This is a genomic window from Leclercia sp. GLN_9, from assembly GCF_043105735.1.
Taxonomy (GTDB): Bacteria; Pseudomonadota; Gammaproteobacteria; order Enterobacterales; family Enterobacteriaceae; genus Enterobacter; species Enterobacter adecarboxylatus.
Genome location: NZ_JBICLV010000010.1, coordinates 52,436 through 74,000, shown reverse-complemented (window position 1 = coordinate 74,000; position 21,565 = coordinate 52,436). Strand labels below are relative to the sequence as shown.

Here is a 21,565-nt window from a genome sequence, read left to right as displayed (position 1 = left end):
GAGGGACACTTTCATCTAACTGTTATGAAGGTTAAACCTTCCATCAAGGGGAAGGTCAAGGGGGAAACGTGAATATCAGTGATGTTGCCAAAAAAACCGGGTTAACCAGCAAAGCAATCCGGTTTTACGAAGAGAAAGGGCTGGTGACGCCGCCGCTGCGCAGCGAGAACGGCTACCGGAGCTACACGCAAAAGCACCTCGATGAACTCACGCTGCTGCGTCAGGCTCGCCAGGTGGGGTTCAATCTTGATGAGTGCGGCGACCTGGTGAACCTGTTTAACAATCCCGCGCGACACAGCGCCGATGTGAAAAGCCGGACCCTCGAGAAGGTCGCCGAAATTGAACGCCATATCCTGGAGTTGCAGACCATGCGCGATCAGCTGTTGGCGCTGGCAGAGAGCTGCCCCGGGGATGAAGGCGCCGACTGCCCGATCATCGATAATCTTTCCGGCTGCTGCCATCGCAAGGTGAAGGCCTAACCGCGCGCCGGATTGAGCATAAAGACCACCGTCCCGCGATACCAGGGGGAGCGCTGTAGCTGCGCCTCGGCCTGGCGATCCCGTTTGCCGCCCTCTACCAGCCCGAGCTTGAACGGAATGCGCAGCCGGGCAAGCGCGGGCAAATAGGCCTGATAGTTATCTACCGTATGGCGGCCCTGATAGCTCTGGATCACCAGTTCATCCACCGCCAGGGTGTTCAGCGTGGCGACATCGCCGGTTTTCGCCCAGTCCAGCAGCCCGGTCACCCCCAGCGCAAACTCAGGCGGCAGCTGCTGGCGAAGTGTGCGCAGAAAGCGAGCGTAATCCGCCAGCTGGTGGGTTGCGGCATCAAAATCGATCTGCAACCCCACCACCTGATTTCCGGCCGCCTGCCAGCGCTGCATTAAACGCACGATTCTCGGCAGCACGGTGGGCGGCACCTCAAGGGTGGTAAAGCGCACGGTTAGCCAGATTGACGGAAACGTCAGGCGGCTGACCGGCAGGCCGAGGCGTTGAAACACCACCTCACCAGGCCGGGCCAGCACTTCACCCTGATGCAGATAGACCGTTTGCGCCGCTTTCAACGCGTCACTGGCTTTCACGCCCGACCAGAGCCAGAAGGCCGGGTGCTCGCCAGCGGTGACGATCTCCGCCTGCGCCTGCCCGGCCAGCAGCGCGGCTACCAGTAATACTTGAGCTTTTGCGCCCACGGGCTGCCCGGATACTGCGTTTTCAACTGCGAGAACCAGCTTTTGCGCTGGGCTTTGTCCACGTCTGCGCCGCCACATTCGTTCATGCCGGACGGGGCATAACACATGATGGCCCGATAAAGCGCATAGCTTTTATCTTCTGGCTCTGCCTTCGGAGACGCAATGACCTGCTGATAGTAGGCCTGCCTGTCGAACTGCCCGTAAGGTGCCTTGCGGTGGATCGCCATCTCCAGTACGTCATTACCCCCGCTGTCTTTCCACAGATCGACATGGGTGTTTGAGGTGCGGAAGAACTCACCCAGACAGTTCAGGGCATGGGCATCGTTGGCGTTCTGGCTGAGCACGTGCACCGTTTCATTCAGGCTTCGACAGACGTACCCGTTTTCGGCGGCATCGCCGTTCCAGTCGAAGGCGCTCAGATTCACATCGTCAAACGCCTTGCCCAGAACCGGATGCGTAATGGCGCTGGCGAGCTTTCTGTCTTTTAACCAGTCACTAAAGCGGTTTTCAGTCAAATCGCGCACCAGCAGGGTATGCAGCGCAATGGTGCGCTCTTCGTTGTTAGGTCCCTGGCTGGCCTGCTGGCGTAACCGTTCGGGGGAGGCTACCGTTTTCAGCACCCGCGAGCGAAAACGCAGGTTGGTGATGGCGCTGTCCGCGGCAAAAATTGCCTCTGTGTCGCCGCTAAAGACCAGGGTAGCCGCCAGTTTGGCCTGCACATACTGCTGCTGTTCCGCATCCTGGCTGAGCTTGAGCAATTTGAGCCAGAAATCGCGCGCGGCGGGCCACTGCTTTTGCGCCATCAGCGCTTCGCCATAGAGAACCTGTTCGCTAAAGGTGAGAATGTCGTGCGGCGGGAGCTGTTCTGCCGGTTTGACGGCCTGGAGGATGGCGGCATTGTTGTCTGTCGCCTGCCACAGGTTCAGCTGTAAATTGCGCCACAGCGCCAGCTTGCCGCGCTGTTCAAAGGCCGGTTTGCTGCTGTTGAGATCGTCCTGCGTCAGCGTCGGTTTCTCATCGCTGTTCAGGCGAAGGGCGCGCAGCAGCTCGATATAGCTTATCAGCGGCGCATCGGGGAAAGCCTCCCGCACGGCGCGACCGTTGAACTGCATGCCGTAGACATTATCGTATTCGATAACCAACCCCCGCAGCGCCCCGGCATCGGCAGCCTGCTGGAACTGCTGCTCGTACAGCCCCGCCAGCTGCGGCCACGCCTGCAGATACCAGTTGATGCGGCGCAGCATTCCGCGCGTGGAGTCGGCGTAACGGCCCTCGGGCCAGCGCTGAAGATATGCCTGGGCGGCTTTCTGCGCCTGTTCAGCAGCCGGACGGTCGATGCGATCGATAGTAAAATCGCCATACTCGCCCATGCTGTTCTGGCTACTTTTGTTCAGCGCCGTGCGCATCAGCATATAGTGCGCGGTTTCAGCCAGCCACGGGCGATCGCTGTCGATCAGCGGGGCAAAGGCCCGATCCGCGCCCTCGTAATCCCCGGCATAAAAACGGGCCGCGCCGGTCAGATAGGTTTTATACAGCAGGGCGGCCGAGTCGGCGGGAAGTGTCGCCAGCGAGGCGGAAATCTGCTCATCGGACGCGCCAGCGTAAAGCCCCAGACGCGCCTGCGCCAGGGCATGGCGCTGTTCCGCCGTCAGGGAATCGTCGGCCAGCAGCGCGGCAAAAAACTGACTGAGGCTCCCGGCGTTGTTCGAGACGAAGCGGTTTTCCTGCTCACCATCCTGATGCGTTTCAACGGGCTCAAGCTGCAAGGCGGCCCACTGCTTATTGAGGGGGCTCTCTTCAGCCGGTTTGTCCACGGCTGCGGGAGCCGGATCCTCCAGGTCATCCCACTCCGGGTGGTAGGCAAAATAGACATCCCGGGAGCGGGTAATATCCGCTGGTATCGACTGCACGGGCAGAGTGAAGGATTTGGCTTCGCTCAGCAGACGCAGCAGGTTATCGCGCGAGTCGTTGCCGGGCGTCAGCACCGGATCGCCTTTCAGCAGACAGTGCTCATCGCTCCACTTGCAGTCTTCCATATCAAACGAGGCGAATGCCGGTGCGGCGCTCGCCAGTAATGCGCTAACGCTGATTGCCAGCGTCGTCTTCCTGACCATGATGCTATTCCTGTTCTTATCGGGAAAGGGTTCGGATACGAAGGGTGATCCCCTCGACGGCAACGACCTCAACTTTGGCGCCCGCGCTGAGATCCTCATCGGCAATAACCGGCCAGGAACTGTCGCCCACGCGCATATGGCCGCGCCCGTTGACCAGGGCGCTATCCAGCGTAAACTGCATCCCCACCAGCTGCTGTCCACGCTGGTTGAGCCGGGCGTCGGCGGGCTTTTGCCTGCGCACCTGTCTTGAGAGCCAGCGCCACCAGAGCCAGGCGGCGGTCAGGGTCAGCACCGCAAACAGCGCCCCCTGCCACGCCCAGTTAAACGGCAGCAGCCAGACCAGCAGCCCGGTGATCACCGCCGCCACGCCGCTCCACAGCAGGTAGCCGTTGCCGCCGAGCATTTCTGCCGCCAGCAACAGGCCGCCAAGGCTCAGCCAGAAGACATGCGGATGTGCTGCGATCGTCTCGATCATGATTTGCGCTCGTTGCCGCTGTTTTTGATCAGTTCCGCGATGCCACCGATCGCCCCCATCAGGCTGCTGGCATCCAGCGGCATCATCACGACTTTGCTGTTATCCGCCGAACCGATTTGTTGCAGCGCGTCGGTATATTTTTGCGCCACGAAGTAGTTAATCGCCTGGATATCCCCGGCGGCGATCGCCTCCGAGACCATCTGGGTGGCGCGGGCTTCCGCTTCGGCCGACCGTTCGCGAGCCTCAGCCTGTAAAAACGCAGACTGCCGTTCGCCCTCGGCTTTAAGGATCTGTGACTGTTTTTCCCCTTCGGCCTTCAGGATCTCTGCCTGGCGCACCCCTTCGGCTTCCAGAATATAGGCGCGTTTGGTTCGCTCGGCCTTCATCTGGGCGTTCATGGAGGTGATTAACTCTGCGGGTGGACGCACGTCGCGAATCTCAATACGGGTGACTTTGATGCCCCACGGGTTAGTGGCTTCATCCACGATATGCAGCAGGCGGGTATTGATGCTGTCGCGCTGGGAGAGCATTTCATCCAGCTCCATCGAGCCGAGAACGGTACGGATATTGGTCATGGTTAAATTGATGATGGCCAGCTCAAGGTTGCTCACCTCGTAGGCGGCTTTTGGCGCGTCAATGACCTGAATAAAACAGACCGCGTCGATAGTGACGTTGGCGTTATCTCTGGAGATAACCTCCTGGGACGGGATATCAAGCACCTGTTCCATCATATTGATCTTGCGACCAATGCGATCCATAAAGGGGACGACCAGGCTTAAGCCCGGCTGCAGCGTGTTGGTGTAACGACCAAAACGCTCAACCGTCCATTGATAGCCCTGAGGGACAATTTTCACCCCGGCGGCCACAATGACCAGCGCGACGAAGATCAGAATAGGGATGACGATGAACATATAAAACCTCCTGTTTTGCATTCCTTGTTGCGATAACAACTGTTCGTTTGTTGTTCACTAGTATACCGACAAACAGGCACAAATTCGCGCGGAATCAACGAGGCGGGCGGGATCCAGACATAAAAACGCCCCGCTAAATATGGCGGGGCGAGATAAAAACAGCAAGGTGTGGCTGGCCCGGCGAGCAAGGTGCTACCGGGCTGGTTAGAGTGATCAGTACAGCAGGGCGTACAGCTTACGGCGATAGGTCGAGGCCAGTGAATCGCCCGTACCGAGCGCCGCCAGAATTTCCTGGAACATTTTACGCGCCTGGCCATCAGCGGCAGCCAGATCGGTTTTCAGATGGCTGAACAGCAGTTCCAGCGCCTCTTCGTTGCGACCAACCTGATGCAGCTGCAGTGCCAGCTGGCTGGCCAGCGCGGCATCGGCAGGGTTGGCGGCAACCTGCTGCTGCAACTGCTGAATTTCCGGGGTATCCGCGGCTTGTTTCAGCAGTTCAATCTGCGCTACCAGACCCTGGTAACGGGTATCCTGATCCTGTAGCGGGATGGTCTTCAGCACGACTTCGGCATCTTCGGAGCGTTTCAGGATAATCAGCGTTTCTGCCAGCAGCAGACCGGTCTCGCTGTTCTGACCGGAGAGTTGCCAGGCCTCTTTCAGCAGCGGCAGGGCTTCGTCGTGTTTGCCTTCGGCCATCAGGGCCGCCGCCTGCTGCGCTTTCAGCTCATCTTCGCGCGGCAGCACTTTATCCAGCAGGGCGCGGATCGCCTCTTCCGGCTGCGGCCCCTGGAAGCCATCAACCGGCTGGCCGTTCTGGAACAGATAAACCGTTGGGATGGCGCGCAGGCCAAACTGCGAGGCGATCATCTGTTCAGCGTCGCAGTCCAGTTTTGCCAGAATAAACTGACCGTTGTACTGGGCTGCCAGCTTCTCGAGCACCGGCGTCAGCTCCAGACAGTGCTGACTACGTTCAGACCAGAAGTAGAACAGCACCGGCTTGGTCATCGACTGTTCAAGGGTCTGGTGCAGGTTTGCTTCGGTAATGTTGACAATATTCTGTACGGACATGCGTCATTCTCGGTTATGAGTTTTTATTTACATGGGGGCGTGGCGCGTGGCTTCAACTCAGCCCTGTAAAATTTTGTCCATCATCCGGCCGGGCAGCAGGCGCTTCAGCAGGCCGACGGCGTGGGTCACCAGCGTGACCGGATAACGCATTTTGGGGTTTTTGCTCTCAAAAGCATGGCGCACTTTGGCGACGACTGCCTCCGGCCCCAGCGTAAAACGTGCGGCAATACCCGGATTTTCTACCGGTTTATCGGCCTGGGTCTGGTTAACGTTGTCGGTAAAGCGGGTGCGGATTGGCCCCGGTTCAATCAGGCTGACCTTAATGCCGCTGTGGCGCAGCTCCATGCGCAGCGCATCCGACCAGGCCTCCAGCGCGTACTTGCTGGCGGCATAAGCCCCGCGGCCTGGCGTAGAGATCAGCCCCATCACCGAGGAGGTCATCACAATCCGCCCTTCGCCGTGCGGCAACATGGCAGGCAGCAGGCGCATGGTGAGCTGGTGAACGCCAAAAAAGTTGGCGGAAAATTGCTGTTCAAGCTGCTGGCGGGTCACGCTCTGCAAGGGGCCGTAAACGCCGAAACCGGCATTGTTAAACAGCCCATACAGACGATTATTGGTAAGAGCGATCACCTCATCGGCGGCGCGCTCAATGCTGTCGGTACAATCCAGATCCAGCAATACGCCAGTTAACCCCATGCCGTTCATCCGTTCAACGTCTTCGGGTTTGCGGCAGGCGGCCAGCACCCAGAATCCCTGACGCTTGAGTTCAAGGGCGCTTTCAAGGCCAATTCCGCTGGAACATCCTGTTATTAAGACCGATTTTTGCATAACTTTACCTGTCAGGATCTCCGCTGAATTACGAGTCATGTTTAACTAAAGGAGCCAGCCGGGTTGCCATCCAGTCGGCAATAAACGGCTGTGCGTCCCGATTGGGGTGAATACCGTCATCCTGCATCCATTGCGGCTTCAGATAGACCTCTTCCATAAAAAAGGGCAGCAGCGGAATATCGAACTCTTTGGCAAGCTTCGGATATATCGCGCTGAAGGTTTCATTATAACGACGACCATAGTTAGCAGGCAGACGAATTTGCATTAACAGCGGCTGGGCGTTCGCCGCGCGGATCTGCTGCAAAATTTTGCGCAGCGTCTGCTCGGTCTGCTGAGGCTGGAAGCCGCGCAGACCGTCATTGCCGCCCAGTTCCACCAGCACCCAGCGCGGCTGGTGCTGTTTCAGCAGGGCAGGCAGACGAGAAAGCCCTTGCTGGGAGGTATCGCCGCTGATGCTGCCGTTAATAACCGAGGTTTGGGCCTGCCATTTATCGTTCAGCAGGGCAGGCCAGGAGGCGTTGGCCGCCATCCGGTAGCCCGCGCTGAGGCTGTCGCCCAGAATTAATAACGTGTCCGCCGCCGCGGCGCGAAATGTCATCAGAATCAGAAACAGGAAGGGCAAATGCCAGCGGAAAACATTGTTGAAGTTCATCATCTTAAGAAATCCGTGGGTCAGGGTGAGCACGAGCTTTCCATCCTCACCGGAGTTGAACTCATTGTCAAACGCGGGCAGAGCATCGCCCTGATTGGTGAGTCGGGTTCCGGCAAATCCACCCTGCTGGCGATCCTCGCCGGTCTGGATGACGGCAGCAGCGGTGAGGTCCACCTGGTCGGGCAACCGCTGCATCAGCAGGATGAAGAGGCGCGCGCCGCCCTGCGCGCAAAACACATTGGCTTTGTTTTCCAGTCGTTTATGTTGATTCCCACCCTCAATGCGCTGGAGAACGTTGAGCTGCCGGGTTTGCTTCGCGGCGAGAATACGACCCAGAGCCGGGCGGGTGCTAAAGCTCTGCTGGAGCAATTGGGGCTGGGTAAGCGTCTTGATCACCTTCCGGCGCAACTCTCCGGCGGTGAGCAGCAGCGCGTGGCGCTGGCCCGGGCGTTCAATGGCCGCCCGGACGTGCTCTTTGCCGACGAACCCACCGGTAACCTCGATCGCCAGACCGGGGACAAAATTGCCGATCTGCTGTTCTCCCTGAACCGTGAGCACGGCACCACGCTGATCCTTGTCACCCACGATCCGCAGCTGGCGGCCCGCTGTGACCGCCGCCTGCGGCTGGTCAACGGTGAATTGCAGGAGGAAGCATGATTGCCCGCTGGTTCTGGCGCGAATGGCGCTCCCCCTCGCTGCTGATCGTCTGGCTGGCGTTAAGCCTGGCGGTGGCCTGCGTGCTGGCGCTCGGCAGCGTCAGCGATCGGATGGAAAAGGGACTTAGCCAGCAAAGCCGCGAGTTTATGGCGGGTGACCGGACGCTACGCAGCTCCCGCGAGGTGCCGCAGGCATGGCTTGATGAGGCGAGAAAAACGGGGCTGAAGGTCAGCGAGCAACTGAGTTTCCAGACCATGACCTTTGCCGCCGACACCCCGCAACTGGCGAGCGTGAAGGCCGTGGACGATATTTATCCGATGTACGGCGCGTTGCAGACCAACCCGCCGGGCCTGAAACCGGCCCCGGGCACGGTGCTACTGGCCTCGCGTCTGATGGCACTCCTGAATTTGAAAACCGGCGACAGCATCGACGTCGGGGATGCCACGCTCAAAATTGCCGGGGAAGTGGTTCAGGAGCCGGACTCCGGCTTTAACCCCTTCCAGATGGCGCCGCGCCTGCTGATGAATACCGCGGATGTGGCAAAAACCGGGGCGGTCCAGCCCGGGAGCCGCGTCACCTGGCGTATTAAGTTTGGCGGCACGCCCGCCCAACTGGCGAGTTACGAGAAGTGGCTGCTGCCGCAGCTGAAGGCGGAGCATCGCTGGTCCGGGATGGAACAGGAGGACGGCGCGCTCGGTAAGTCGCTGGAGCGTTCCCAGCAGTTCCTGCTGCTCTCGGCGCTGCTGACGCTGCTGCTGGCCGTGGCGGCCGTGGCGGTGGCGATGGGCCACTACTGCCGCAGCCGCTACGACCTGGTGGCGATCCTCAAAACGCTGGGGGCGGGCAGGGCGCAGCTGCGTAAGCTGATTGTCGGCCAGTGGCTGATGGTGCTCGCGCTCTCTGCCGTGACCGGCGGGGCGATGGGCCTGCTGTTTGAAAAGGTGTTGATGGTACTGCTTAAGCCGGTACTGCCCGCCGCGCTGCCGCCTGCCAGCCTCTGGCCGTGGCTGTGGGCCGTCGGCGCGATGATCGTCATCTCGCTGCTGGTGGGGCTGCGTCCTTACCGCCTGCTGCTGGCGACCCAGCCGCTGCGCGTCCTGCGCCGCGATGTGGTCGCCAGCGTCTGGCCGCTGAAATTTTATCTGCCGGTTATCGTGATGGTGGTAGTAGCCCTACTCGCCTGGCTGATGGGCGGTAGCATGTTGCTGTGGGCGGTGCTGGCCGGAGCGATAGTGCTGGCCCTGCTCTGTGGCATGCTGGGCTGGATGCTGCTCAGCGTTCTGAAAGGGCTGACGGTGAAGTCGCTGCCGGTGCGTCTGGCGGTGAACCGCCTGCTGCGCCAGCCGTGGTCGACCCTTAGCCAGCTGTCGGCGTTTTCGCTGTCGTTTATGTTGCTGGCGCTGCTGCTGGTGCTGCGCGGCGACCTGCTGGATCGCTGGCAACAGCAGCTCCCGCCGGAAAGCCCGAACTATTTCCTGATTAACATCGCCCCGGAGCAGATCGCCCCGCTGAAGGAATTCCTTGCGGAGCACCAGGTTATCCCCGAGTCGTATTATCCCATCGTGCGGGCGCGCCTGACTCAGATTAACGGTCAATCGACCGAGGGCAATAAAGATGAATCCCTTAACCGCGAGCTGAATCTGACCTGGCAGGATAAACGCCCGGATCATAACCCGATCACTGCCGGCAGCTGGCCGCCGAAAGCGGGGGAGGTGTCGATGGAGGAAGGGCTGGCGAAACGCCTCAACGTCGGGCTGGGTGATACGGTGACCTTTACTGGCGATACGCAGGACTTCAGCGCGAAAGTCACCAGCCTGCGCAAGGTTGACTGGGAGAGCCTGCGGCCGAACTTCTTCTTTATCTTCCCTTCCGGGGCGCTGGACGGGCAGCCCCAGAGCTGGCTGACCAGCTTCCGCTGGGAGAACGGCAACGGCATGCTCACCCAGCTTAACCGCGAGTTCCCGACGATCAGCCTGCTGGATATCGGCGCGATCCTGAGACAGGTCGGACAGGTACTGGAGCAGGTGAGCCGGGCGCTGGAGGTGATGGTGGTGCTGGTCACGATTTGCGGCGTGCTGCTGCTGCTGGCGCAAGTGCAGGTCGGGATGCGTCAGCGTCATCAGGAGCTGGTGGTCTATCGCACCCTGGGGGCAGGTAAAAAGCTGCTGCGTACCACGCTGTGGAGCGAGTTTGCCCTGCTGGGACTGGTGGCAGGCCTGGTGGCGGCCATTGGCGCAGAAACGGCGCTGGCGGTGCTACAGACCCGGGTGTTCGACTTCCCGTGGGAGCCTGACTGGCGGCTGTGGGTGATCCTTCCGCTCTGCGGGGCGGTGATGCTCTCGCTGTGCGGCGGCTGGCTGGGTGCTCGTTTGCTGAAAGGCAAAGCCCTGTTCCGTCAGTTCTCTGGTTAATTCCCCTCTGTAGCCATAACGCGCCGGTTAATATACCGGCGCGTTCCACTTAAGTAGCATAAAAAGATAATTCCTTGAATTTTAGCGGCACAAATCATTAAAAACCGAGCAACACGAGCAGATAAATCCTGGTTAATATTCACCTGCTAAATAAATGGCAGTGTGTCTATCAAGGAAAAATAATGACCATAACAAAAAAAGCGCTGGCGGTTGCGATCGGCGCGGCAGTGGCATTGGCGTCTTTTGCATCCCAGGCTGAAATCACCGTACTGAAACAGGATCCACAGGCAGGTAACCCGCTGAGCCGCCTGAACTTCACCGTGGGCGGCAGTATTCGTCCGCAGTTCCAGAACATGACCGGCGATGACGGCAAGAACAGCTACAAGCGTAACGGCTTTGATGGCGGCACCCGTTTCCGTTTCGCGGCAGATTATTACCTGTTTGATGACATCAGCTGGATCAGCTATTACGAACTGGGCGTGAATATTCCGGCCCAGTTCGACTGGGATAATCACCATGCTGAGGGCGCGCACGACACCTCCCGTCGTATGCTCTATACCGGCCTGAAAAGCGACACCTGGGGCACCCTGACCTTCGGTCAGCAGAACAGCGTTTACTATGATGTGGTTGGCGCGAAAACCGATATCTGGGATTACGACATGATCGGCCAGGCACCGGGTAACGGCATCAACGGTGACTATGACGGCTCTTACCGTTCACGTCAGATGCTGAAGTACAAGAAAACCCTCGGCGATGCCGACATCTACGCCTCTTACCTGTTCGAAGACAGCGAATACCTGCCAGGCAATGGCCTGCGTTACAAGCGTAAAGGCGGCGGCTCGCTGGGTCTGGATTATCGTCTGACCACCGACCTGACCTGGGGCGCCGCGTGGAACTACACCCGCGCAGACATGCGTAACCCGGATAACGGCGACAGCAAGTCCTGGGATCAGAATATCCTCGGCACCGCGCTGAGCTGGACCCCGGACAACTGGACCTTCTCCGCGGGCGGCGGCTGGTATCAGAACTTCATGACCAGCAAAAAAGTGTCGGTAAACGACTACTTCGCGGGTGATGCGTGGGGTATTGAGTACTTTGCGGGCTATAAATTCCCGATTGGTCAGTATGCGGTGAAATCCATCCAGCCTTACTTCATGGGTGACCGTATTGAGACCATGAATGGCCGCAACTATCAGCGCATCGACAACGGCGTGGGTATTAGCTTCCAGCTGGATTACGGTTTCCGTGTTGATTACGAACACGTATTCACCTCCAGCACCGACGACCTGGGTGACATGAACCTGGTGCGTCTGCGTTACGACTTCTGACCCTCACCCTCTCTCTGAAAGGGAGAGGGAAGCGTCGGGCAGAACCTGTAGGCCGGATAAGCATGAGCGCATCCGGCTTTTTATTAGCGATTCAACCACTCCGCAACCTCTGCATAGGTTCCGCGATAAACAATCTTCTCTGCTTTTTTCTCAAGCTGATAGCGATACATCGGATCGTAATAATCATTGAGCAGCGGTGCCAGCCAGGTGAAATGCGCCTCGGTATTGCCGGTGCGCTGCTGTTCATCCAGGGCGGTATCCAGCAGGGCGGTAAATTCAGCATAGCGCTGTAATCCCAGCCGACGGCGGATGGCAAACAGGCCGTGGTGCAGATACTCGCTGTACTCTTGCCAGCCTGCCTCTTCGCCCCGCGCGGTGCGAAAGGCCTGCCACATTAGCGCGAAATACTCCTCGCGCAGGCGCTCAAGGCGCACCTCGAACGGATCCTCGACCACCGCAATCGGCGATTGCACCATGCGGTCACGCAGGCATTCTGGCAGGTGGTTGGAGCCAATCATTCGCCCCTCGTCTTCCAGTACCCAGCGCGCGGCGTCTCTCTTCAGCAGTTCCACCGCGAGATGATTTTCAAAGCTTGCCTGCGAACGCTGCGGCGTCAGCGTGCGGCCAAAAGACGAGCCGCGATGGTGCGCCAGACCTTCAAGATCGATGCCGTCAGGCCGGGCCTTCACCAGCAGCGTTTTGCCGCTCCCCGTACAGCCGCCAATCAGCACCATCGGCTTTTGCACCTGCTCAACGGTAGCCTGCATCGCTGCCTGACGCAGGGCTTTATAGCCGCCACGAATCAGCGGGTAATCGACCCCCGCCGCCTGCAGCCACGACTGCACAATGTGCGAGCGCTGCCCGCCCCGGGCGCAGCAGAGATAGCCCTGAGGTTGCGCAAGGCAGGCGGTGCGCCAGGCTTCGAGCCGCTGCTCGCGCGTCTCGCCGCTTACCAGCCGATGGCCGAGCGCCAGCGCCGCTTCCGGCCCCTGGCGTTTATAGCAGGTGCCCACGGCGGCGCGTTCGTCGTTATTCATTAATGGCAGGTTGATTGCCGCAGGCATGGCACCCTGGGTAAATTCCACGGGCGCACGCACGTCGATTAACGGCGTGTCGGCGGCAAGTATGGCGCGGTAGTCCGTCCCATCGTTCATAAGGATCCCTCAAAACAGCGATGGGCAGGATTTTACGCCGGGGAAGGGGAATAGCAACTCCCCGGCGGTGGGGCTTAGCGGAGTGTTGCCTGCGCCCAGGCGATGCCGCTTGCGTACTCCGGCGGCAGCAGAGGCACAATGGCTTCCAGCGTCGCGCTCAGGCGAGGGATATCGCCGTCGTTCAGGTTAAGATGGCCAACCTTACGACCCGGACGAACCTCTTTGTCGTACCAGTGCAGATGCACCAGCGGGAGTTTCAGCCAGTCATAGTTCAGATCGGTGCCGATCAGGTTGATCATCACCGACGGGCTATTGACCACCGGCGGCGGCAGCGGCAGGCCGGTGATGGCGCGCAGGTGCAGTTCAAACTGGCTGATGGAAGCGCCGTTTTGCGTCCAGTGGCCGCTGTTGTGCACGCGCGGTGCCAGCTCGTTGATCAGCAGACCTTCAGGAGTGACGAAGCACTCCATCGCCATCACGCCAACGTAGCCCAGCTCCTGCATAATGGCCGAGAGCATGCTTTCGGCCTGCGCCTGCTGGGCCGCATTGGCCTGCGGGAAGACCACGCTGGTGCGCAGAATGCCGTCCTGATGCAGGTTGTGGGTCAGGGGATAAAAGACGGTGCTGCCGTCGTGGGCGCGGGCACCCACCAGCGACACTTCACCGCTGAAGTTAATGCCCTGCTCAACGATGCACTCGCCATAGCACTCATCCGGCAACTGGTCGGTTTCACCGGCGCGCAGACGCCACTGGCCGCGTCCGTCGTAGCCGCCAACGCGGCGCTTGACGATCGCCAGTTCACCCAGCGTGGCAAAGACGTCAGGCCACTGGCCTCTCTCCGTCAGCAGCTGCCACGGAGCGGTGGCGAGGTGTAGATTGTCGAACAGCTGTTTTTGCGTCAGACGGTCGGCAATGATCGGGAAGACGTCGCGGTTAACGAAGGCATTATGACGCGCCAGCTCCCGGGTTAACGGAGTCTCTGGCCAGCGCTCAATTTCTGCGGTGATCACGCTTTGCTGGAACGGTACGGCTTCGGGTTCATCATCCAGCCCGACCGGCCAGACGGCGATACCCAGTGGTTCACCGGCCTGACGCAGCATCCGGCCTAACTGACCGTTACCGAGGACGCAAACCTGCTTCATGCCGCACCTCGCGGATCCGGGTTCTCCAGCACCTCGTCGGTCTGGGCGGTACGCCATGCGACCAGACGCTGATGCAGTTCTTTATCGTGCGTCGCCAGGATCTGAGCCGCCAGCAGGGCGGCGTTAGCGGCACCCGCTTTGCCAATCGCCAAAGTGCCCACCGGGATGCCGCGCGGCATCTGCACGATGGAGTAGAGGCTATCGACACCGCTCAGGGCAGCGCTTTGTACCGGGACGCCGAGCACCGGCACCAGGGTTTTGGCGGCAATCATGCCGGGCAGATGCGCGGCCCCGCCGGCACCGGCAATAATCACCTGATAGCCGTTCTCTTCCGCACCTTCGGCGAAGCTGAACAGTTTATCGGGGGTGCGGTGTGCGGAAACCACTTCAACGTGGTGAGGAACATTCAGGATGTCAAAGATTTCGGCGGCGAACTGCATGGTAGCCCAGTCGCTTTTGGACCCCATCACGATGGCGACACGCGCCGGATTATTGCTGGAAGACATGCGTCTTAAAACTCCTGTGGTGCACAACTCTCGGCTTTTGAGGTGACAGAGAATAGCACGATACACAGGCAAGGAAAACGGTTGCGCGGCTAAAACTTCAGCCAAAGTCGGTCTCTTGCTGCAATAAAAAAGACCGCCTTTCGGCGGTCTTTCACAGGATACCTGAACCCTTTTTACAGGAGATTGCCTGCGGTCAGGTTCTCTTTGTCGAAGGCATGGTTCACATCAATATGATTGTGATGGATCGCCGTGTCGATATTCGAACCCGCCTCCGGTGTGGAGACAGGATGCGCTGCAGCCATTGCGCCAGATGACAGTGTTGCGGCCAGCAGCAGGGCGCTGACGATGCTGATATTTTTCATTCTCTTTTCCTTCTTCATCGTATTGTCGCTGTCGCGGGTGTGTTATCTGGCGGCACGGCAATCAGTTAAATTATTTGGTCAGTTCAGCGGCCATGTGCACGCGGTTGTCGAACTGGGCGCTGGTGATTTTGTAAGCGGCGCCTTCTTTAGCAGCCTGCGCGGCGATATTGGCTTCGGCACGGTCAAGGGTAGAGGCGGTGGTGCTGATACTCTGCGCAAAAGAACCGAAAGAGATCAGAGACAGAGCGGCAACTGCAACGAAAGTTTTGATGGATTTCATGGTCGTATTCCTTAAGCGTTTTTGTTTGGGATAGGGCGTTGTTGCCCTGATGTGAGTAATCATAGGCCGACCAGAGTGTGATTAAAATCAAAACAATTTGCGGTTACGGTTCAAAAAAATTGAATGAATTTCAGGCGGGGGGATTTTAGAACGGGAAAGCGATCAGCTCTACGCCATCCGGCGTAACCTTGATCATCGAACCTTCGGTATGCCAGGCCCCTAACACCACGCGATGGGCGGGTTTATCGTTGACGGTCAGGTCGTGCATATACGGGCGATGGGTATGGCCGTGGATCAGCCACTGTACCTGGTGTTTTGCCATCACGCTGGCGACGGCCTGGGGATTCACATCCATGATGGTCATGGATTTGCTGCTGTTGGCGGCTTTGCTCCCGGCGCGCATCTTCGCGGCGATGCGGCTGCGGATAAACAGCGGCAGGGCGAGAAACAGGGTCTGGATCCAGGGGTTATGCACTTTGGCGCGAAACGCCAGATAACCGGTATCGTCGGTGCAGAGCGTGTCGCCATGCATGATCAGAATGTTGCGGCCATACAGGTCGAGGACGGTCTCTTCTGCCAGCAGGGTCATGCCGCAATCGCGGGCGTAGCGCTTGCCGAGCAGAAAGTCGCGGTTGCCATGGACAAAAAAGCAGGGAACGCCGGAATCCACCAGCGCCTTGATAGCAATGGCTATTTCGCGGTGCAGCGGGTTTGGGTCGTCATCGCCAATCCAGGCTTCGAACAGATCCCCGAGGATATAAAGCGCATCGGCGTGGCGGGCTTCACCCTGTAAAAAACGCAGAAAACCGGCGGTGATCGCCGGTTCTTCTGTTTGCAGATGCAGATCTGCAATAAAGAGTGTCGCCACGAATTATTCGCTGACGGTCACGCTTGTGATCACGACGTCTTCTTTTGGAACGTCCTGGTGCATACCGCTGCGGCCAGTAGAAACGCCTTTGATCTTATCAACCACGTCCATGCCTTCAGCGACTTCTGCGAACACGCAGTAGCCCCAACCCTGCAGGCTTTCGCCGGAGAAGTTCAGGAAGTCGTTGTCCGCGACGTTGATGAAGAACTGTGCTGTTGCAGAGTGCGGAGCCTGAGTACGGGCCATTGCCAGCGTACCACGCGTGTTTTTCAGACCGTTGTTAGCTTCGTTTTTGATGGCTGCTTTGGTCTCTTTCTGGTTCATACCAGGTTCAAAACCGCCGCCCTGAATCATGAAGCCATTAATGACACGGTGGAAGATGGTGTTGTCGTAGAAACCTTCGCGGCAGTAGTCCAGGAAGTTTTTAACTGTTTCAGGCGCTTTGTCATCAAAGGTTTTGATTACGATATCGCCATGATTAGTGTGGAAAGTAACCATTTTTGCATCCTGTTCCGTTATAGTGGTGCTTCGACCCCTCGGGGGGCCACAATAAGCGCTTGTTATAGCATAACCTCACGGCGCGATCACCTTGCATTGTTGGCGGCTTCGGGTTTGAATTACGGTTACACGCCGCATCCCTTTAAATGATTTTGCGTGTAGAATACGCCGTTTTCGTCCACACACGTCTCACATGGAATCTTCGATGTTAAAAATCTTCAACACACTGACGCGCCAAAAAGAGGAATTCAAACCTATTCATGCCGGGGAAGTCGGCATGTACGTGTGTGGTATTACCGTTTACGATCTCTGTCATATTGGTCATGGCCGGACCTTTGTCGCCTTCGACGTGGTGTCACGCTATCTGCGTTTCCTCGGGTACAACCTTAAGTATGTACGCAATATCACCGATATCGACGACAAAATTATCAAGCGCGCTAATGAAAACGGCGAGAATTTCGTCGCATTAGTCGATCGTATGATCGCCGAAATGCATAAAGATTTCGATGCGCTGAATATCCTGCGCCCGGACCTGGAGCCGCGTGCGACGCACCATATTCCTGAGATCATTGAGATCACCGAACAGCTGATCGCCAAAGGTCACGCCTATGTGGCAGATAACGGCGACGTGATGTTCGATGTACCGACCGATCCGCATTATGGTCAGCTCTCCCGTCAGGACCTGGATCAGCTGCAAGCCGGTGCTCGCGTGGATGTGGTTGACGTGAAGCGTAACCCAATGGACTTCGTACTGTGGAAGATGTCCAAAGAGGGTGAGCCAAGCTGGCCGTCGCCGTGGGGCGCGGGCCGTCCGGGCTGGCACATCGAATGTTCGGCCATGAACTGCAAACAGCTGGGTAATCATTTCGATATTCACGGCGGCGGTTCAGACCTGATGTTCCCACACCATGAGAACGAAATTGCCCAGTCCACCTGCGCGCACGACGGCGAGTATGTGAACTACTGGATGCACTCCGGGATGGTGATGATTGACCGCGAGAAGATGTCCAAATCGCTGGGCAACTTCTTCACCGTGCGCGACGTGCTGAAGTATTACGATGCCGAAACCATTCGCTACTTCCTGATGTCCGGCCACTATCGTAGCCAGCTGAACTACAGCGAAGAGAACCTCAAGCAGGCGCGTTCCGCCCTGGAGCGTCTGTATACCGCGCTTCGCGGGACCGACACCTCCGTACCTGCAGCCGGTGGCGAGGCGTTCGAAGCCCGTTTTGTCGAGGCGATGAACGACGACTTCAACACCCCGGAAGCATACTCGGCGCTGTTTGATATGGCCCGTGAAGTCAACCGCCTGAAAGGGGAAGATGCGCATGCCGCTAACGCCCTGGCCTCCCATATGCGTAAGCTGGCTGGCGTGCTGGGTCTGCTGGAGCAGGCACCGGAAGTGTTCCTGCAGAGCGGTGCCCAGGCCGATGACGGCGAAGTCGCGGAGATCGAAGCGCTGATTAAAGCCCGACTGGAAGCACGTCAGGCGAAAGACTGGGCCGCAGCCGATGCCGCGCGTAACCGTCTTACCGAGATGGGTATCATTCTGGAAGATGGCCCGCAAGGGACCACCTGGCGCCGTAAGTAAGTCTGTAACGCCCGGCGGCGCTTCGCTTGCCGGGCCGACAAATGCAAGAAGACAGGCCGGGTCAGGCGTAGCCGCCACCCGGCTTTTTTAACGCCGTTTCCACCACAACATCCCCATTACGATCGCCCCCGGTAACCACACCCACAGCAGCTCCGAGAGAATCACCTGATGCCCGTACGGCGTGGTGTAGCGCGACAGCGCAAAGGGCGCGACCTTGATCACCTGCCAGGGGGCGAAGAAACGTTCATCCGACCAGGGCCACAGCCAGCCAACCCCTTTCCCGCCCGTCGTCACCGAGTCCAGCAGGCTGTGTGACAGCAGCGATACCGTTAAAAACAGCCAACAGCGCATCAGGCTGGCCCTGAACCAGCGTCGGCCGATTAACACGCAGAGCAGGGGCACCACAAAGGCGAACAGAAGGGAGTGGGTAAAGCCGCGATGACCAAAAATATTGCCGTAGGCGACGCCAAACTTAAACGACAGCACGTCGGCATCCGGCAGCATGGCGAGGACAACCCCGGCGAACAGCAGGCGAGGGGGAATAACCCGGGTGCCCAGCCCCAGTCCGAGGCAAATCGGCACAGCGGCGTGGGTAATGATCGTTGGCATAAAAATTATCCATGGCAAAGCATGGAAATATAGCAGAGCGCGGCGGAAGTCAGGCCCGGGCGTAAATCTGAATCAGGCCGATTCCCTTGCGATTAATTGCCCCGACAGGGTAATGCGCTGGGTTTGCAGTTCAGGCTCTTTCAGCTTGCGGATCATCAGCCCCGCCGCCTGGCGGCCCGTCTCTTCGCTGGCGGAGGAGACATAGGTAAAGGACGGGGAGGTGAGATTGACGTGCAGCATATCCTCAAACCCCACCAGCGCCACCTGCTGGGTGAGAAACACATCTTTTCCTACCGTGCGGCCTACATGATGAATACCGGAGATAGAGCCGATCATCGCATCCGGCGAGTGGCAGAGCAGGGCGGTGATGGTGTTGTTTTTCTCCAGCAACTGACGGGTGGCGAAACTCACCGCCTGGGTGTCGTCGCTGCAGGCCGGGGCAGATTCGTCGCGGAACACCAGCCCGTTTTGCGTCATCGCGCTGCGAAAACCCAGCAGGCGCTGCTCGCGGATAAGATCCCCTTCCCGGCCGCCGATATAGGCGATATTGCGATGGCCGCGCTCAATCAGGTAGCGGGTCGCCAGATGCGCTGCCTGGCGATTATCGCGCATCACCAGATTGCAGGTTTCATCCAGTAGCGACTGCGACACCGCAACCAGCGGCAGCGGACACTGACGGATCAACGTCGGCAGGGTGGCATGTCGCGTGTTGGACGCCAGGTAGATCACCCCGGCGACACCCTGCTGCTTAAAGGAGAGCAGGCAGCGCTCGAGATGTTCGCCATCATTCAGCGGCTGGCCGAGAAAAACCATAAAACCCTGCTTCTCCAGCTCCTGAACGATGCTCGCCATCACTTTGATGGAAAAACTGTCGCTGAAATCGCGCAGGATCAGACCGATAAGATTCGAGGTGTTGGCGCGGAGGTTGGCGGCGGCCACGTTATGGACGTAGCCCAGGGCGGTGATGGCGGCGTGAACTTTTTCAATCGTCGCCTCGGAGATCTTTCCTTTCTGACGCAGAACCAGCGAGACGGTGGAGACCGAAACGCCTGCCTCTCTGGCGACATCAATGATGCTGACCTTCTTCACATCTTCTCCCTGAAATGCCTGATAAGACAACGTCTCCCGTAAGAGTACAGGAGACGTGTCGGTCAGGCAGCTTATTATTTACCGATCATGGTGGACATCGTCTGGGCGATAAACTGCGCCCGGGCGCCAAAGATAACCTGGATGCCAGAGTCACCGACGAAGACCACGCCGCGTGCGCCGAGGCCATTCAGACCGTCTTTATCCACCATCTCGCTCTTCGCCACTTCCAGACGCAGACGGGTGATGCAGGAGCCGACAGAGTCGATGTTCTGCGCACCGCCCAGCAGGCCGATAATTTCGGTGGCGATTTCGTTGTCGGTCTTATCATCCGCGTTAGCCGTCACTTCGGTGCGGCCCGGCGTTTTCACGTCGAAACGACGGATCACAAAGCGGAAGGTGAAGTAGTAAATCAGCGCCATCGGAATACCGATGATAATGGCGTTGAGGAAGTTGGTCTGGTAGCCGTTAAACGACGGCAGGATCCCGAACGACAGGTAGTCGATAAAGCCGGCAGAGAAGGATTTAGCGATATGCGCATGCATCAGGTACATGGTCATGTAGGCCAGGCCCGCCATGATGGCGTTAAAGACATAAAGGATCGGTGCCACGAAGATAAAGGTGAACTCTACCGGCTCGGTGATCCCGGTCAGGAAGCAGGTCAGTGCCGCAGAGAACAGGATACCGGCAGCGATCTTTTTATTTTTGGTGTGCGCTTCGTGGTACATCGCCAGACAGGCGGCAGGCAGCGCGAACAGCATCAGCGGGAATTCACCCTGCATGAACTTACCGGCGTTCTGGTAGGTATCGCTGCTGAAGGATTTGGTGCCTTCTTCCAGCATTTTGAACCAGATAGTCTGGTCGCCGTGGATCACCTGGCCTGCCTGTGTGGTGTAATCCCCGAACGAATACCAGAAAGAGGGGTACCAGATGTGGTGCAGACCCAGCGGGATCAGCGCGCGTTCCACCAGACCAAAGATAAAGGTCGATGCCGCCTGGTTATCCCCGTTCACCACCACCGACAGGGCGTCGATACCGGCCTGGATATGTTGCCAGATATAAGGCAGCAGCAGGCCCATCACAAAGGACAGGAACGCCGTGGCAATGGCGACAAAACGCTTACCGGAGAAGAAGCCGAGGAACTCTGGCAACTGCATGGTGTGGAAGCGGTTGTAACACCAGGCGGCGAGAATACCGCACAGCAGGCCGCCAAAGACGCCCATCTGCAGTGTCGGGATGCCCACCACCATGGCGTATTTACCGCCCTGGGAGGCCATCTCCGGCGTAATGCCGAGCACGGTGCCGATGGTGATATTGGTGACAAATACCGCCACCGCCGCTGACAGCGCCGCGATACCGGATTCAGATGCCAGCCCCACGGCCGAGCCGATGGCAAACAGCATCGGCAGGTTATCAAAGATAACGCCGCCCGCATTCATCATCAGCGGCAGGTGGAACTTATCCCCGAAGGCCAACAGCAGGCCCGCAGCAGGAAGCAGTGAGATTGGCAGCATTAAGGCGCGACCAATCATCGATAATTTCGACAGCGATTTAACAAACCCTGATATCAGACTCATGCTGATTTCCCCCGAGTGCGCTCTGTGAGCGCTTGTTATAGTGAGTAGAACGTTTTAGTAGAACGTTCTACTTATCGTGAGGAAAGCCTGAATTTCGCGCAACTGAATTTTCACATTTCAACAGATGAAATAGTGATTATTTGAAGTCGATCGATAATTAACCGTGATGGTCGTGGGGGATTGTTGAGGGAAGCTGCCGGGTGGCGGCTGGCGCCTTGCCCGGCATGGCGTTTGACTCCTCTCCGTTTGGGGGAGAGGA

22 protein-coding genes are annotated in these 21,565 nt (G+C 58.4%); 5 read left to right on the top strand and 17 right to left on the bottom strand.

From position 1 onward, the window contains the following. Nucleotides 1-68: 68 nt before the first annotated feature. Nucleotides 69-479 carry a Cu(I)-responsive transcriptional regulator gene (gene cueR / locus ACF8PE_RS05410; protein ID WP_032616888.1) on the top strand — a complete coding sequence of 137 codons (411 nt, stop codon included), beginning with the start codon at nt 69-71 and terminating at the stop codon, nt 477-479. Here cueR and ACF8PE_RS05405 read toward each other — a convergent pair. The 7 genes from ACF8PE_RS05405 to tesA all read right to left on the bottom strand — a co-directional run bounded on the left by ACF8PE_RS05405 (nt 476) and on the right by tesA (nt 7,240). Continuing rightward, nucleotides 476-1,189 (bottom strand): DUF3142 domain-containing protein, encoded by a 714-nt coding sequence (locus tag ACF8PE_RS05405; RefSeq protein WP_032616890.1) that lies wholly within the window; start codon nt 1,187-1,189, stop codon nt 476-478. The two genes, cueR and ACF8PE_RS05405, sit on opposite strands and share 4 nt — an antisense overlap. After that, nucleotides 1,159-3,303: a hypothetical protein gene (locus ACF8PE_RS05400; protein WP_032616891.1), complete on the bottom strand. Its 2,145-nt coding sequence runs from the start codon at nt 3,301-3,303 to the stop codon at nt 1,159-1,161. The genes ACF8PE_RS05405 and ACF8PE_RS05400 overlap by 31 nt, the downstream gene beginning before the upstream one ends. Nucleotides 3,304-3,319: 16 nt before the next feature. Then, a complete protein-coding gene (locus ACF8PE_RS05395) occupies nt 3,320-3,778 on the bottom strand; it encodes an NfeD family protein (protein WP_032616892.1) in 459 nt (152 codons plus the stop codon). After that, a complete protein-coding gene (locus ACF8PE_RS05390) occupies nt 3,775-4,689 on the bottom strand; it encodes an SPFH domain-containing protein (RefSeq protein WP_032616893.1) in 915 nt (304 codons plus the stop codon). The genes ACF8PE_RS05395 and ACF8PE_RS05390 overlap by 4 nt, the downstream gene beginning before the upstream one ends. Before the next feature lie 213 nt (nt 4,690-4,902). Further along, nucleotides 4,903-5,757: a co-chaperone YbbN gene (locus ACF8PE_RS05385; RefSeq protein ID WP_032616895.1), complete on the bottom strand. Its 855-nt coding sequence runs from the start codon at nt 5,755-5,757 to the stop codon at nt 4,903-4,905. 57 nt (nt 5,758-5,814) lie between these two features. Continuing rightward, on the bottom strand, nt 5,815-6,624 hold the full coding sequence (locus ACF8PE_RS05380; RefSeq protein ID WP_103791850.1) for an SDR family oxidoreductase: 810 nt from the start codon (nt 6,622-6,624) through the stop codon (nt 5,815-5,817). After that, complete coding sequence (gene tesA, locus ACF8PE_RS05375) at nt 6,614-7,240, bottom strand: multifunctional acyl-CoA thioesterase I/protease I/lysophospholipase L1 (RefSeq protein ID WP_130589218.1); 627 nt, start codon at nt 7,238-7,240, stop codon at nt 6,614-6,616. Before tesA ends, ACF8PE_RS05380 begins: the two co-directional genes overlap by 11 nt. Between tesA and ybbA the strand changes: the two genes are divergently transcribed. The 3 genes from ybbA (at nt 7,208) to ACF8PE_RS05360 (ending at nt 11,633) form a co-directional block, all read left to right on the top strand. Next, nucleotides 7,208-7,894: a putative ABC transporter ATP-binding protein YbbA gene (ybbA, locus tag ACF8PE_RS05370; protein WP_032616898.1), complete on the top strand. Its 687-nt coding sequence runs from the start codon at nt 7,208-7,210 to the stop codon at nt 7,892-7,894. The two genes, tesA and ybbA, sit on opposite strands and share 33 nt — an antisense overlap. Further along, nucleotides 7,891-10,305, top strand: coding sequence for a putative ABC transporter permease subunit YbbP (ybbP, locus tag ACF8PE_RS05365; RefSeq protein ID WP_103791852.1), 2,415 nt, complete (start codon nt 7,891-7,893; stop codon nt 10,303-10,305). The genes ybbA and ybbP overlap by 4 nt, the downstream gene beginning before the upstream one ends. A gap of 182 nt (nt 10,306-10,487) precedes the next feature. After that, nucleotides 10,488-11,633 (top strand): porin, encoded by a 1,146-nt coding sequence (locus ACF8PE_RS05360; RefSeq protein WP_032616900.1) that lies wholly within the window; start codon nt 10,488-10,490, stop codon nt 11,631-11,633. Nucleotides 11,634-11,716: 83 nt separating this feature from the next. Here the strand turns inward: ACF8PE_RS05360 and mnmH are convergent, their stop codons facing one another. The 7 genes from mnmH to ppiB all read right to left on the bottom strand — a co-directional run bounded on the left by mnmH (nt 11,717) and on the right by ppiB (nt 16,443). Beyond that, entirely contained in the window at nt 11,717-12,787 is a 1,071-nt protein-coding gene (gene mnmH / locus ACF8PE_RS05355) for a tRNA 2-selenouridine(34) synthase MnmH (protein WP_144883524.1), read from the bottom strand. A 74-nt stretch (nt 12,788-12,861) separates the two neighbouring features. Continuing rightward, complete coding sequence (gene purK, locus ACF8PE_RS05350; protein WP_204231093.1) at nt 12,862-13,929, bottom strand: 5-(carboxyamino)imidazole ribonucleotide synthase; 1,068 nt, start codon at nt 13,927-13,929, stop codon at nt 12,862-12,864. Continuing rightward, complete coding sequence (gene purE, locus ACF8PE_RS05345) at nt 13,926-14,435, bottom strand: 5-(carboxyamino)imidazole ribonucleotide mutase (protein ID WP_032616904.1); 510 nt, start codon at nt 14,433-14,435, stop codon at nt 13,926-13,928. Before purE ends, purK begins: the two co-directional genes overlap by 4 nt. A 173-nt stretch (nt 14,436-14,608) precedes the next feature. Further along, a complete protein-coding gene (locus ACF8PE_RS05340; protein ID WP_032616905.1) occupies nt 14,609-14,797 on the bottom strand; it encodes a hypothetical protein in 189 nt (62 codons plus the stop codon). Nucleotides 14,798-14,867: 70 nt separating this feature from the next. Beyond that, nucleotides 14,868-15,077 (bottom strand): YdgH/BhsA/McbA-like domain containing protein, encoded by a 210-nt coding sequence (locus tag ACF8PE_RS05335; protein ID WP_392494665.1) that lies wholly within the window; start codon nt 15,075-15,077, stop codon nt 14,868-14,870. A 145-nt stretch (nt 15,078-15,222) separates the two neighbouring features. Continuing rightward, complete coding sequence (gene lpxH / locus ACF8PE_RS05330; RefSeq protein ID WP_144883528.1) at nt 15,223-15,945, bottom strand: UDP-2,3-diacylglucosamine diphosphatase; 723 nt, start codon at nt 15,943-15,945, stop codon at nt 15,223-15,225. A gap of 3 nt (nt 15,946-15,948) precedes the next feature. Then, on the bottom strand, nt 15,949-16,443 hold the full coding sequence (gene ppiB, locus ACF8PE_RS05325; RefSeq protein ID WP_032616908.1) for a peptidylprolyl isomerase B: 495 nt from the start codon (nt 16,441-16,443) through the stop codon (nt 15,949-15,951). 205 nt (nt 16,444-16,648) lie between these two features. Between ppiB and cysS the strand changes: the two genes are divergently transcribed. After that, complete coding sequence (gene cysS, locus ACF8PE_RS05320) at nt 16,649-18,034, top strand: cysteine--tRNA ligase (protein WP_032616909.1); 1,386 nt, start codon at nt 16,649-16,651, stop codon at nt 18,032-18,034. A gap of 87 nt (nt 18,035-18,121) precedes the next feature. Here the strand turns inward: cysS and ACF8PE_RS05315 are convergent, their stop codons facing one another. From ACF8PE_RS05315 to ACF8PE_RS05305, 3 genes are all read right to left on the bottom strand, one after another. After that, nucleotides 18,122-18,643: a metal-dependent hydrolase gene (locus ACF8PE_RS05315; RefSeq protein ID WP_163603712.1), complete on the bottom strand. Its 522-nt coding sequence runs from the start codon at nt 18,641-18,643 to the stop codon at nt 18,122-18,124. A gap of 72 nt (nt 18,644-18,715) precedes the next feature. Further along, a complete protein-coding gene (gene malI / locus ACF8PE_RS05310) occupies nt 18,716-19,732 on the bottom strand; it encodes a Mal regulon transcriptional regulator MalI (RefSeq protein ID WP_032616911.1) in 1,017 nt (338 codons plus the stop codon). A gap of 74 nt (nt 19,733-19,806) precedes the next feature. Next, nucleotides 19,807-21,306, bottom strand: coding sequence for a PTS transporter subunit EIIC (locus tag ACF8PE_RS05305; protein ID WP_032616912.1), 1,500 nt, complete (start codon nt 21,304-21,306; stop codon nt 19,807-19,809). Nucleotides 21,307-21,565: the final 259 nt, after the last annotated feature.

Coding starts and splice junctions, on each gene's coding strand:
- ACF8PE_RS05400 (WP_032616891.1), bottom strand. CDS start 3,303: ATGGTCAGGAAGACGACGCTGGCAATCAGCGTTAGCGCATTACTGGCG.
- ACF8PE_RS05395 (WP_032616892.1), bottom strand. CDS start 3,778: ATGATCGAGACGATCGCAGCACATCCGCATGTCTTCTGGCTGAGCCTT.
- ACF8PE_RS05390 (WP_032616893.1), bottom strand. CDS start 4,689: ATGTTCATCGTCATCCCTATTCTGATCTTCGTCGCGCTGGTCATTGTG.
- ACF8PE_RS05385 (WP_032616895.1), bottom strand. CDS start 5,757: ATGTCCGTACAGAATATTGTCAACATTACCGAAGCAAACCTGCACCAG.
- ACF8PE_RS05380 (WP_103791850.1), bottom strand. CDS start 6,624: ATGACTCGTAATTCAGCGGAGATCCTGACAGGTAAAGTTATGCAAAAA.
- ybbA (WP_032616898.1), top strand. CDS start 7,208: ATGCCAGCGGAAAACATTGTTGAAGTTCATCATCTTAAGAAATCCGTG.
- tesA (WP_130589218.1), bottom strand. CDS start 7,240: ATGATGAACTTCAACAATGTTTTCCGCTGGCATTTGCCCTTCCTGTTT.
- ybbP (WP_103791852.1), top strand. CDS start 7,891: ATGATTGCCCGCTGGTTCTGGCGCGAATGGCGCTCCCCCTCGCTGCTG.
- ACF8PE_RS05360 (WP_032616900.1), top strand. CDS start 10,488: ATGACCATAACAAAAAAAGCGCTGGCGGTTGCGATCGGCGCGGCAGTG.
- mnmH (WP_144883524.1), bottom strand. CDS start 12,787: ATGAACGATGGGACGGACTACCGCGCCATACTTGCCGCCGACACGCCG.
- purK (WP_204231093.1), bottom strand. CDS start 13,929: ATGAAGCAGGTTTGCGTCCTCGGTAACGGTCAGTTAGGCCGGATGCTG.
- purE (WP_032616904.1), bottom strand. CDS start 14,435: ATGTCTTCCAGCAATAATCCGGCGCGTGTCGCCATCGTGATGGGGTCC.
- ACF8PE_RS05340 (WP_032616905.1), bottom strand. CDS start 14,797: ATGAAAAATATCAGCATCGTCAGCGCCCTGCTGCTGGCCGCAACACTG.
- ACF8PE_RS05335 (WP_392494665.1), bottom strand. CDS start 15,077: ATGAAATCCATCAAAACTTTCGTTGCAGTTGCCGCTCTGTCTCTGATC.
- ppiB (WP_032616908.1), bottom strand. CDS start 16,443: ATGGTTACTTTCCACACTAATCATGGCGATATCGTAATCAAAACCTTT.
- cysS (WP_032616909.1), top strand. CDS start 16,649: ATGTTAAAAATCTTCAACACACTGACGCGCCAAAAAGAGGAATTCAAA.
- ACF8PE_RS05315 (WP_163603712.1), bottom strand. CDS start 18,643: ATGCCAACGATCATTACCCACGCCGCTGTGCCGATTTGCCTCGGACTG.
- ACF8PE_RS05305 (WP_032616912.1), bottom strand. CDS start 21,306: ATGAGTCTGATATCAGGGTTTGTTAAATCGCTGTCGAAATTATCGATG.